12 protein-coding genes are annotated in these 12,949 nt (G+C 25.1%); 11 read left to right on the top strand and 1 reads right to left on the bottom strand.

Going from position 1 to position 12,949, the window contains the following annotated elements; all coding sequences use genetic code 11:
- The first annotated feature begins 11 nt into the window (after window positions 1–11).
- Complete coding sequence (locus tag C7380_RS09460; protein WP_109605271.1) at window positions 12–1,649, top strand: sigma-54 interaction domain-containing protein; 1,638 nt, start codon at window positions 12–14, stop codon at window positions 1,647–1,649.
- Between the two features lie 16 nt (window positions 1,650–1,665).
- Entirely contained in the window at window positions 1,666–2,112 is a 447-nt protein-coding gene (fliJ, locus tag C7380_RS09455) for a flagellar export protein FliJ (RefSeq protein WP_109605269.1), read from the top strand.
- 25 nt (window positions 2,113–2,137) lie between these two features.
- Here the strand turns inward: fliJ and C7380_RS09450 are convergent, their stop codons facing one another.
- The gene (locus C7380_RS09450) at window positions 2,138–3,505 is read right to left on the bottom strand and encodes a glutamine synthetase family protein (RefSeq protein WP_240597581.1); all 1,368 of its coding nucleotides are present in this window, start codon (window positions 3,503–3,505) and stop codon (window positions 2,138–2,140) included.
- A 245-nt stretch (window positions 3,506–3,750) separates the two neighbouring features.
- On the opposite strand from C7380_RS09450, the gene C7380_RS09445 reads away from it, so the two are divergent.
- From C7380_RS09445 to C7380_RS09410, 9 genes are all read left to right on the top strand, one after another.
- On the top strand, window positions 3,751–4,782 hold the full coding sequence (locus C7380_RS09445; RefSeq protein ID WP_109605267.1) for an L-threonylcarbamoyladenylate synthase: 1,032 nt from the start codon (window positions 3,751–3,753) through the stop codon (window positions 4,780–4,782).
- Window positions 4,783–4,797: 15 nt separating this feature from the next.
- Window positions 4,798–5,565, top strand: a complete 768-nt coding sequence (locus C7380_RS09440; protein WP_109605265.1) for a type III pantothenate kinase — start codon at window positions 4,798–4,800, stop codon at window positions 5,563–5,565.
- 1 nt (window position 5,566) lies between these two features.
- Window positions 5,567–6,907, top strand: a complete 1,341-nt coding sequence (locus C7380_RS09435; RefSeq protein ID WP_109605264.1) for a B12-binding domain-containing radical SAM protein — start codon at window positions 5,567–5,569, stop codon at window positions 6,905–6,907.
- Entirely contained in the window at window positions 6,900–7,235 is a 336-nt protein-coding gene (fliT, locus tag C7380_RS13560) for a flagellar protein FliT (RefSeq protein ID WP_158274865.1), read from the top strand. The genes C7380_RS09435 and fliT overlap by 8 nt, the downstream gene beginning before the upstream one ends.
- A 10-nt stretch (window positions 7,236–7,245) precedes the next feature.
- Window positions 7,246–9,153 carry an amylo-alpha-1,6-glucosidase gene (locus C7380_RS09430; protein ID WP_109605262.1) on the top strand — a complete coding sequence of 636 codons (1,908 nt, stop codon included), beginning with the start codon at window positions 7,246–7,248 and terminating at the stop codon, window positions 9,151–9,153.
- An 85-nt stretch (window positions 9,154–9,238) separates the two neighbouring features.
- The gene (locus C7380_RS09425) at window positions 9,239–9,493 is read left to right on the top strand and encodes a type II toxin-antitoxin system Phd/YefM family antitoxin (protein ID WP_109605258.1); all 255 of its coding nucleotides are present in this window, start codon (window positions 9,239–9,241) and stop codon (window positions 9,491–9,493) included.
- Window positions 9,494–9,511: 18 nt separating this feature from the next.
- Window positions 9,512–10,615 carry an ABC transporter ATP-binding protein gene (locus C7380_RS09420; protein WP_109605257.1) on the top strand — a complete coding sequence of 368 codons (1,104 nt, stop codon included), beginning with the start codon at window positions 9,512–9,514 and terminating at the stop codon, window positions 10,613–10,615.
- A 311-nt stretch (window positions 10,616–10,926) separates the two neighbouring features.
- Entirely contained in the window at window positions 10,927–11,715 is a 789-nt protein-coding gene (gene cas6, locus C7380_RS09415) for a CRISPR-associated endoribonuclease Cas6 (protein WP_109605256.1), read from the top strand.
- Window positions 11,716–11,736: 21 nt separating this feature from the next.
- Window positions 11,737–12,942 carry a 6-phosphofructokinase gene (locus tag C7380_RS09410; protein WP_109605255.1) on the top strand — a complete coding sequence of 402 codons (1,206 nt, stop codon included), beginning with the start codon at window positions 11,737–11,739 and terminating at the stop codon, window positions 12,940–12,942.
- Window positions 12,943–12,949 lie beyond the last annotated feature (7 nt).

Here is a 12,949-nt window from a genome sequence, read left to right as displayed (position 1 = left end):
GGTGAACAAAAATGACTCAGGATGAACTAATAAGATCCATATTAGATCAATTATTAGAAGGGGTTATAGCTGTTGATGAAAGAGAAAATATATTTTTTATAAATGATTCAGCATGTCAAATATTAAACCTTAAAAAAGAAGATATTTTAAATAAAAATGTAGTAGAAACTGTTCCAAATACAAGACTACATATTCTTCTTAGAACAGGTGAATCAGAATTAGACAGGCTTCAAAATCTTGGAAATAAAGTTATAATAACTTCAAGATTTCCAATAAAAAATAAAAATAATGAAACAATTGCAACAGCTGCAGTATTTAGAGACATAACAACTGTTCAAAAATTGGCAGAAGAAGTAACAAATCTTAGAGAAATGGAAGCAATGTTAACATCAATAATAGACTCTACTTCAGATGCAATATCAGTAGCTGATCAAGAAGGTAGAGTTGTAATGGTAAACAGGGCTTATACAAAAATAACCGGATTAACACCAAGAGAAGTAATAGGAAAACCAGCTTCAGTTGATTTAGCAGAAGGTGAAAGCCTTCATATTAAATGTGCTAGAGAAAAAAAGCCTATATTCAATGTAAAGAAAAAAATATCTTCAAGTAAGAAAGATGTAATTGCTTCGGTAACACCATATTTTGTAAAAAATGATTTCAAAGGAAGTGTTGCTGTAATACATGATGTATCAGAAATAGAAAGACTTTTAAATGAATTAGAAGCTACCAAAAGAATGCTAAAAAAACAAAGAGCAAAATATAATTTTGATGACATAGTTGCAGATTCAATAGAAATGACAAAAGTAATAAAACAAGCTCAAAAAGCTTCTGCAACAAAAGTAAACATATTAATAACTGGAGAATATGGGGTAGGAAAAGAAGTTTTAGCTCAAGCGATACATAATTCAAGTGATAGAAAAGATAATACATATTTAAGAATTAATCTTTCTTTAGTACCGAAAGATAAACAAGAAGATATTCTTTTTGGTCAAAAGAGTTATTTTCATAAGACTCATAATGGAACATTATTTATAGAAAATATACACTCTGCAAATGATGAAGTACAGGAAAAACTTTTAAAATATCTAAAAGAAGGCGAATTCGAAAGTGATTATTATAATTACAAACCAGATGTTAGATTAATTCTTTCAACCACAGAAGATTTAAAAACTCTTGTAAGTATAGGAAAGTTTTCAAGAGAAATATTCTATAAAATATCTGTTGTGACTATACATATACCAGCTTTAAGAGAAAGAAAAGAAGATATTCCTTCACTCTCAAGACAAATATTACATTCTTTAAATCAAAAATATGGTAGAGTAATTTATGATTTTACTGAAGATGCCTTAACAAAATTAAAAAATTATTCTTGGATTGGAAATATAAGAGAATTAGAAAATGTTATAGATAGAGCTATTCTAAATATGGAAAATCAAGATAGTATAATAACTTCATCACATATTCCAGAAATATTAGAAAGTTCTGAAAAATCTACAGGAACTTTAAAAGAAATGGTTGAAGATTATGAGAAAAAAATAATATTAGAAATGCTTGAAGTTTGTCATGGAAACAAAACAGAAGCTTCAAAAAGATTAGGATTAACAGTTAGAAATTTATATTATAAATTAGATAGATATGAAATAAAATAAAGTAGAGATAAAATAAATGAAATTTAATTTTAATTTACAACGCATATTAGATTTAAAAGAAAAATTTGAAAATATTGAAAAAGAAAACCTGTCCAAAAAGATAAATGAAAGAATGCAGGTAGAAAATTCTATATCAAATTTAGATAAAAAAATAAATGATTATGGACTTTATTTTGATAATGAACTAAAAAATTCATTATCCTCTACAAAAGTCCAAGAATTGATCAAATATAGACATTTTTTAAAACAAAAAAGAATAGAATTAATAAAACAATATCAAAAAAAATTAAGAGAAGAAGAAAAAGCCAGAAAAAAATTTTTAGAAGCAAAAAAAGAAAAAGATATAATAGAAAAATTAAAATTTAGAAAATATGAAGAATATTTATCACAAGAAAAAATAATAGAAGCAAAAGAAATGGATGAAATAGCTCAAAAAATGTATATAAATAGAGAAAAGGACTGATAAATATTATCAGTCCTTTTCAAATTTAAAAATAAAGCTCATACTCTTGAGGAGTTGGTGCATTATATACATAAGAAGCTTCTTTTGACTTATTATTAATCCATAATTCTATTAAATCTTTCGGAAAAACTCTAAGTAAATATTCATTATCATTTTTAAGGCCTAATAATACTTTATCTAAAGAAAGAGGAAATTGTTTATCTTCTAAATGATCAATAGAACTATATCCTTTTTCAATAGGATTCGATTTATTCAAAATTCCATCTATACCTGCCAAGACCATTGCAGATAAAGAATAATAAAGATTGGCAGTAGCATCTCCAGTTCTAAATTCAATTCTCACATTATCTTCTTTTAAATAACCTGGTATTCTTATAGCAGCAGATCTACTTCCTTTTGCAAAAGTAGCACTTATTGGTGCTTCAAATCCAGGTACAAGTCTTTTAAAAGAATTGGTGCTTGGATTGGTAAAAGCTAATAAAGATCCAGTTAAACTATGATCTAATATTCCACTTAAATAATTTAATGCTAATTCACTAAGTCCATGCTCTTTATCACCAACAAAAAGTGTTTTATTATCTTTTTCTAAAAACTGATGAACATGCATTCCATTTCCAGGCATATTATATATTGGTTTAGGCATAAAAGTAACAAACAAATTATTTTCCTCTGCAATATTTTTTATAATCCATCTAGAAAGAGTTACATAATCAGCAACTTTATCTATGCCAATAAAATTTAATTCAATTTCAAGCTGTGCAGTTCCAACTTCATGATGATGATACTTAACAGGAATTCCAATACTTTCCATAACATTAACTACTTGATTTCTAAAAGTAAAATATTTTTCTGTTGGATAAATATTATGATAACCCCTATTATTACGCATTCTTGGTTGATTATCATAATATTCACCAATACCTTCACTACTCATAACTTGATAATAAGAATGTGAAAAATTACTTGAATAAGAAACATCATCAAAAACATGAAACTCAAGTTCCACAAGCATTTTAACATTTTCAGCAATATTGTTTTCTAATAAATACTTATGAGTAAGTTTAATAATATTACGAGGATATTGAGCAAAAACATTAGAATTATCAAAAGGATCTACAACATCACAAAACATATGTAAAATAGAAAACTCATCTTTGTATTCCAAAAAAGACATATTTTTATCTGGTATTGCAACCATATCAGATTTTGTTACTTTAGCAAATCCTAAATTAGAAGCATCAAAACCTATTCCTTCTTCGAATAATTTTTCATTTATAAAACCTTTAGCTATACTAACATGTCTTATATTACCTTCAATATCTATCATCATTAAATCTAAAAAATCTAATTCCTCTATATCAAAATTTTCAAAATCAATTTTTTTTAACTCCAAAATAATCTCCCCCTTTATTTAATTACTATGAAAATTTTATCATCATTGAAAAAGTTTTCAAATCTTATATATGAATAATTAGATTTGAATATAGGTGAAATTTTATAAATATTGAAAAATATTTCAATATTTATAAAAAATGAAAAAAAGATTAATTATTAAAATAACTATTTTTACTTCAATTAAAAGAAAAATTTATTTGATAAAATTATAAATAGATTAAATTAAAAAGGGGACTTATAAAAATGACAAAAATAATCAAAATGAACTCTTTTGATTTCGAAGAAAATGAATTAAAAGAAGCTTCAAAAATACTAAAAAATAATGGAACTGTAGTATTTCCAACAGAAACTGTTTATGGACTTGGAGCAAACGGGTTAAATGAAATAGCAATAAAAAAAATATATAATGCAAAAGGAAGACCTTCAGATAATCCTTTAATACTTCATATAAATAAATTAGAAAAAATGTCAGAAATTTGTTATATAGATTATTCATTATTAAAAAAAATAAAAATTTTAACACCTGGTCCTATAACTTTTGTATTAAATAAAAAAGATATAGTTCCTAATGCTGCAACTGGTGGTAGAAAGACTGTTGCAATAAGAATACCCGTACATCCAATAGCTAATAAACTATTAAAAATGACTGATTTACCAATTGCTGCTCCAAGTGCTAATTTATCTGGAAAACCAAGTCCAACAAGACCTGAACATGTTATTGAAGATATGAATAATAGAGTTGACATGATTATAACTGCTGAAGAATTAAAATACGGAATAGAATCAACTGTATTAGATTTATCAAATGATGTACCAACAATATTAAGACCAGGGCCAATTCCACCTGAAAAACTTGAAGAAATATTTGGAAGTATAAAAATACCTGATTTTGTTTTTGGCAAAGTAAAAGCTGATATAGCTTTGGCACCTGGCATGAAATACAAACATTATTCTCCAGATATTCCCGTAATATTAATAGAAGAAAAAAATAATATCGAAGATGAAAAAAAAATAATATTAGATGAATATAAAAAAAGATCCAATTCAATAGTTCTAGGTTATGAAGAATTAGAAGAATTTTATAAAAAAAATAACCTTAATTATGAAATAATCTCAAAAAGATTCGAATACTATAAAATATCTGTAAAATTATTTTATTTACTGAGAAAATATGATAAAATTTCTGAGAATATAATAATATCTGGCATAAAAGATAAAGGTATTGGTATTGGTATAATGAATAGGATAAGAAAAGCATCCACAATAATAAGATAAAAATAGGAGGTTTTTATGGAATTATTATTCGATATAGGAAATTCTCATACCGTATTAGGAGTTAAAAATAATAATAATTTTACAACATGGCGTATAGGAACAAAAAGCTTTGAAACGGAAGATGAATTATTCTCTATAATAAAAATATTATTTGATAATAAAAATATTAAAATAGATACTATTAAAGATATCGGTATTTCAAATGTTGTACCTTCTAAAGCTTATATTTTAGAAAAATTTTCCAAAAAATATTTTTCTTTAGATTCTATATTTGTATCTCCATTTCAAAATGTATATAACATAAAATATATGGCTGATTATCCAGCACAAATAGGTGCAGATCGAATATCTAATGTAATTGCAAGTAAATTAGAATATGGTCAAAATTGTATAACTTTAGATTTTGGTACTGCAATAACTTTAGATGTATTAAAAAATGGTAATTTTGTTGGAGGATCTATAACCCCTGGTTTTAAAACTTCTATGATGGCTTTATTTTCCAATACAGCTCAAGTACCACAAATAGAATTAAATATTCCTGATTATAATTATGGAACAAATACTGATGATAATGTACAAATAGGAATAATAAAAACTATTTTGTATGGTCTTGAAACATTAATAGAAAAAATAAAAGAACAAGATAGTATAAATTACAAAATAATAACTACAGGAGGAATGGCAAAAAACTTAAAAACAAATTCATACATATTTAAAAATTTTGATGAAAATCTTACTTTAAAAGGGATATCATATTATATGAAATATTTAAGAGGTGAATAATTTGAAATTTTTGATAATCAATCCCTGGATATATGACTCTGCAGCATATGATTTTTGGTTAAAACCTTTAGGATTACTCTATATTTCTTCTATATTAAAAAAAGAAGGTCATGAAGTTCATTTCATTGATTTAATGTATAGACATGATGAAGAACTAGAAAAATACAAAAATATAAAAGACAGATATTATGGAACAGGAAAATTTATATCTAAAGAAGTAAAAAAACCTGAAATTATACAATTTATACCAAGAAAATTTAAAAAATATGGATTACCCGAGGAACTATTCGAACAAAAGTTAAAAGAAATTGGAAAAGTAGATGCAATATTGGTTGGAGTCACAATGACATATTGGTATTATGGAGCAAAAAAGACGATAGATTTCATAAGAAAAATACATAATGACACAAAGATATATCTTGGCGGTATATATACAAATATATATACAGAACATGCAAAAAAAACATTTAAAGACTTAAACGTAAAAGTTTTAAATGGAACAGGATTAATACCAATAAAAAATATGTTAAAAGAATTAAATTATGATTTAAAGGAATATAATTGGTTTGAAGAATTAGACCCAGACTATTCTGTATATAATGGAAAAATGCCATATGCAGTTATTACAGCTTCAATAGGATGTCCTTATAACTGTTCATACTGCGTAACTCATAATATGTGGAAATACAATTATAGATCTAAAAAAAATTTAATTGAAAATATATATAATATAAAAGAAAAATGGCCAAATTTAAAAAATATAGTTTTTTTTGATGATGCATTTTTATTAAGAAGAGATTTAAAAGAATTGTTAAAAGACCTTGCCAACATAAAAGTTAATTATCATTTGCCAAATGGAATACATGCCCATAGAGTTAATCAAGAAATATCAGATTTACTAAAAAATGCAAATTTCAAAACTATAAAATTGGGATATGAAACTTCAGATCCCAATTTGCAAAAAAATACTGGAGCAAAAGTAACTAATGCAGATTTAATAAACGCTGTAAATTGTTTTAAAAAATCTGATTTAGATTTAAAAGATATTGGAGCATATATAATATCAAATTTACCTGGACAAAAAATAGACGATATATATAATGCCATAGATTTTTGTTTTGATTTGGGAATACAGGCAAATGTAAATGAATTTACACCAATACCGGGTACAGAAGACTATAAAAAAATGGTTGAAAACAAACAAATCCAAGATAATTTAGACCCATTATTATTAAATAATACATTCATACCTTATTGGTGGGATAAGGGAATGACTGAAGAAGAAATTTCCAAAATAAAATTATATTTAAAAAAGAAAAGGATGGAGGTAAAAAATGAATGATTTAAATGAACTAATAAATAATTTAGAAACAATAGAAACAAATTTAAATATCCTTATTCAAGAAGAAAAATTTGAAGAATTCAACAATCTTCTTGATGAACGTCTTCAAGAAATTAAAAAAATAGAAAAATTTTCTGATGAAAAAGTAAAAATAATCATAAAAAAAATAATAGAAAATGATAAAAATAGAAATGAAAAAATAAATGAAAAAATAAATACTCTAAAAAACAATCAAAAAAATATACAAATAGGCAAAAAAGCAATACAAAAAGGATATTATGGCGTACAAGAAGGCTTAATAAGAAAAAAAATAGATAGAAGTGGATAAGGAGGAAAAAATGAACACTTTAACAAATTATTCTCAAATGGAATACCTTTTAACAAACAATCTTGGTGGGACATCATCATCAACAGGAATTTCAAATAATACAAGTAGATATCATTCTATATTATCTGTATCTTTAAATCCTCCTGTAGATAGAAGAATATTAGTATCAAGAGTTAGTGAAATAGTTGAAAATAAAAATGAAAAACACTATATTTCAACCTTAAAAGATGCAAATGGTTATAAAGAAAAAGGTTTTGATAAAATAATCTCTTTCAAACATATATCTTATCCAGAATGGTTGATAAAAATAAATAATATATTTATAAATAAAAAAATAATAATGTTAGAAAAGAAAAATTTAGTTGCTTTAATATATGAAAATTTTTCAAATGAACCGACTAAATTAACAATAATTCCTTATTTAAATGATAGAGATATTCATAAAAATACTCTACCAAATCAATTAAATTTAAAAATAACAGAATCTAAAAAAAATTTTAATTTAATAAATACCAATTTTAATAATAAGATCTGCATAAATACAAATGGATTAATATTAGAAAATGATCATAAAATTAATAATATATTTTATGATCAAGAAAATGAAAGAGGATTATTTGCGTATGAAGAAATAATATCTAAAAATAAAATAGAAAAAGTGTTAATGCCTAATGAAAAACTATATATAACATTTTCATCATTAGAAAGTATATATGAAATAGATAATTTTGACTTTATAGATAAATTTATAAAAGAAAGCGAAGATAAACAAAAATCAGAAAAAATTGATGATATTTTAAAAATAAATTCAAAAAATTTTATATCTTACAGAAAAAGCACAAAAAAACACACGATAATGGCTGGATTTCCTTGGTTTACTGATTGGGGAAGAGATACAATGATCGCTTTAGAAGGTCTTACTCTATCTCAAAATAAAATATCTTTATTTAAAGAAATAATGGAAACGTTTCTAGAAAATGAATCAGAAGGATTAATACCTAATGTTTTTGATGATTATACAGGAAAACCTGGAGGATATAATACTGCTGATGGTACACTATGGTTATTTATAGCAATGTATAAATACTATATAAAAACAAATGATGAATCTTTTATAAAAAAATATTATAAAAAAATGGAAAATATAATTGAAAAACATATAAAAGGTACAAAATATAATATATATATGGATAAAGACTATTTGCTTTATACTGGAAATAAAGAAACACAATTAACTTGGATGGATGTAAAAGTAGATGATTGGGTTGTGACACCCAGATATGGAAAAGCCGTTGAAATAAACGCCTTATGGTTCAACAGTATAAAAATAATGGAATTTTTCTCAGAAAAATTCCATTTAGAATTTAAAAATAAAATTTCTAATAAAATATTAGATTCTTTTAATAAAATATTTTGGAATGAAAAAGAAAATTGTTTATATGATTATATAAATGAAAATGAAAAAAATAAAAGCATAAGACCTAATCAAATATTTTCAGTCTCCTTACCTTTCAATTTATTAAACGATGAAAAATCTAAACAAATAGTAAAAAAAGTATTTGATGAACTTTTTACACCATTTGGCTTAAAAACTCTATCTCAAAAAGATCCATCTTATATAGGAATTTATACAGGAAATAGAACAACAAGAGATGGTTCTTATCATCAAGGAAATGTATGGCCTTGGCTTTTAGGTCCTTTTTATGAAGCCTTATTAAAAACTAATAATTATTCATTTGAAATAAAAAAATTAATCAAAGAATTACTAAAACCTTTAGAAAATATGATTCAAAATGAGTGGTGTTCAACAATTCCAGAAATATTAGAAGGTAATTGGCCACACAATAAAAAAGGATGTTTTTCTCAAGCATGGTCTGTATCTGAAATAATAAGAATATACTCAATTATTAATGATTAAAAACAAATATTATGTTATTTCTGTTATTCAATATACTTGACTAAAAAACATAAAATGACTATAATTGTAGTCAGGAGGAATATTTATGAATTTATCCAATTATGAATTTCAAAGTGTTGCTCAGGCAAAAGCAAATTTTTCAAAAGTAATAGAATCGAGTAAAAAAGGAGAAATAATAATAACCAAAAATGGAAAACCAGAATCTATAATAATGAATTATGAAAAATTTAAAAATATGATGAATTTCTTAGAAGAAATAAAAGATCTCTCTCTTTTAGATGCGAGTGAAGTGACAAACTATAAACAAATAAAAGAATTTTTTAATAACTTTGAAGATTAAAATCCGGAGGTGTAACAAATGGCTGATGTTATATTAGATAATATTAATAAAATTTATCCTAATGGATTCCATGCTGTAAAAGACGCAAATTTTACAATTTTAGACAAAGAATTCGTAGTACTATTAGGACCTTCTGGATGTGGAAAAACAACCACATTGAGAATGATAGCAGGACTTGAAGATATATCAAGAGGAACTATAAAAATTGATGATAAAGTTGTAAACGATGTAGAACCTAAAGATAGGGATATTGCTATGGTTTTCCAGAACTATGCTTTATACCCACATATGACAATATATGATAATATGGCATTTGGGTTAAAATTAAGAAAACTTCCGAAAGATGAAATTGATCAAAGAGTAAAAAATGCTGCTAAAATTTTAGATATAGAACATCTATTAGATAGAAGACCTAAACAACTTTCAGGTGGGCAAAGACAGAGAGTTGCAGTTGGTAGAGCTATAGTTAGAGATCCAAAAGTCTTCTTATTCGATGAACCATTATCAAATCTTGATGCAAAATTAAGAGTACAGATGAGAGCAGAATTAAAAAAACTTCATCTAAGATTAAATGCAACAATAGCTTATGTTACTCATGACCAAGTTGAAGCTATGACAATGGCTGATAAAATTGTTATAATGAAAGATGGCTATATACAACAAATAGGAAATCCTCACGATGTTTACCATAGGCCAGAAAATATTTTTGTTGCTGGTTTTATAGGAACGCCTGCTATGAATTTCTTAAATTTAAAAGTTAAAAAAGATAATGGATTTTTTCTAAATAGTGATTCTGTAAATATAAAAGTTCCAGAAAAATTTGAAAAATATTTTGAAAATTATGATGGAAAAGAAATAGTATTTGGAATAAGACCTGAAGATATTTATGATAAAAACTTTGTTGATCCAACATCAAATGCATCATCAGAAATTAAGTCAAAAGTAGAAGTAGTAGAACCATTAGGAAGTGAAACATTACTTCATGTAAATATAGATGGTCAATCAATAACAGCCAAAGTAAATCCTAAAACAGAAGCTGTTGCAGAACAAGAATTTGATTTAGTATTTGATTTAAATGCAATACACGCATTTGATAAAGAGACAGAAAAAGCATTATTTTAAAATAAATTTAAATAAAAAGGGGCCCTTTTAAAGGCTCCTTTTTGTTTATAAACAGTTCTTTTAATATTGCATTGCATATAAGTAACTTTATGTTATAATAAATAATATAAGCACTTTAATATAATTTATTAATTTTATTTTTAATTGGGGATTTATTAAGAAATGCTGTTTTATATAACAAATAGATTAAATATAGAAAAAAATATTTTTATTTGATCTTTTATTTGTTATAATTTTCATAGGAATAATAAATAGTATATTTTAATTAACAAAGCTAACAAGTTTCACCAATCCAGTAAGGGGGGTATTTTATGATTTTGAAGTTAGTATTTCAGCCTATAAACAACGAAGAAGTAAATTTACCTGTGCATTATAACCGACCATTACAAGGTCTATTTTACAATTTAATGGGGAAAATAATGCCAGATTATCACGATGATGGTACTGTGATAGAAAACAAGAAATTAAAACTATTCACATTTTCTAGAATTTATCCTTTAGATTCTTTTAAAGTAGTAAATAAAAGAATGAAGTTTTATGGTCCTTTTGTAGTTTATTTTGCATCTCCAATGAGAGAGATCTTAAATGCTATTTACGAGTCAATTGAAAAAGAAGAGACCTTTAGAATTGAAAAAAATTACTTTATTTTAGAAAAATCAGAAATATTAGTAAACGAATTTGAAGATTCCTTATTAGTTAAAACCTTATCGCCTATAACAACTTACTCTACTATTATACTACCAAACGGAAATAGATATACTCATTATTTTTCTCCATATTCAACAGATTTTAAAAAACTTGTAGAAGATAATTTAAAAAGAAAAGCTAATGCAATGAATCTTGAACTTGATGAAGAAAAATTTAGTATAGAACCTTATGGAATAACAGAAAAAAACGAGAAATTATTATTTTATAAAGGAATTATTATAAAAGGTTGGACAGGCTATTTTAAATTAGTAGGAAACAAAAAACTGATTGAGTTAGCAATAAATTCAGGTTTAGGTGCTAAAAATGCTCAAGGATTTGGAATGGTAATTCCCGCAGACGAAAAAAATACAAATAATATAGAATTAAATGATGAAAATATAGCTTACTTATAAAAATTGGAGGTAGAAAAATCTATGGTAAATGCAGTTTATGCTCAGTCTGGTGGTGTAACCAGTGTAATAAATGCTTCTGCTTTAGGCGTTTATAGAAAGATAATTGATAATAAAGATACTATTGAAAATTTATTCATAGGTATTAATGGTATTAATGGTATAGCTGAAAATAATCTAATAATATTAAACTCTCAAGATATTGATAAAATAAATCTTTTAGAGTTTACTCCATCAAGTGCTTTTGGTTCTTGTAGAAAAAAATTATCTTTAAATGATGAAGGATATTTAAAAAAAATTTTTGATACTTTCAAAAAAAATAACATAAGATATTTTTTCTATAATGGCGGAAATGATTCAATGGATACAGCTAATTTAATATATGAATATTCAAAAAAAATAAAATTCGATTTAAAAGTTATTGGAATACCTAAAACCATAGATAATGACCTGTGTTTTACTGATCACACACCAGGTTATGGGTCCACTGCAAAATACTTAGCAATATCTGCATTAGAAGGCAGTATCGATGTAAAAAGTATGTGTTATGATTCAACAAGAATTTTCATTTTAGAAACAATGGGTAGACATGCGGGATGGTTAACAGCTTCCACAGCTTTAGCAAGATTAAATTCCGATTTTGGTCCTCATATAATCCTTATACCTGAAAGAGCCTTTAACAAAGAAAGATTTTTAATGAAAGTAAAAAAAACATTATCTGAATATGGTTATTGTAGTATAGCTGTTTCAGAAGGAATTAAAGATGAACAAAACAATTTTTTATCTGATTTAGGTTATAATGATAATTTTGGAAATACTCAATTAGGCTTTGTAGGAAAGACATTATCTACAATACTAATGAAAGAATTAGGTGAAAAATCTCATGTTGCAATACCTGATTATCTTCAAAGATCTGGAAGACATATATCAAGTTTATGCGATGTAAAAGAAGCTATAAAAGCTGGAGAATACGCGGTAGAATATGCTTTAAAAGGCATTAATGGAAAAATGGTAACCTTTAAAAGAATTTCAAATAAACCATATGAAATAACTTTCGATTACATAGATCTAAATATGATAGCAAATCAAACTAAATTTATACCTGATGAATATATAACAGAAGATGGTATGGATGTAAATGAAAAATTTATAGAATATGCAAAACCTTTAATAAAAGGTGAAAGTTATCCGGAATATAAAAATGGTATTCCTTTATATTACAAACTCTAAAAAAGAA

Origin of the sequence: Oceanotoga teriensis, assembly GCF_003148465.1 — a bacterium.
Classification (GTDB): Bacteria; Thermotogota; Thermotogae; order Petrotogales; family Petrotogaceae; genus Oceanotoga; species Oceanotoga teriensis.
This window is presented reverse-complemented; position numbering and strand designations above follow the sequence as displayed.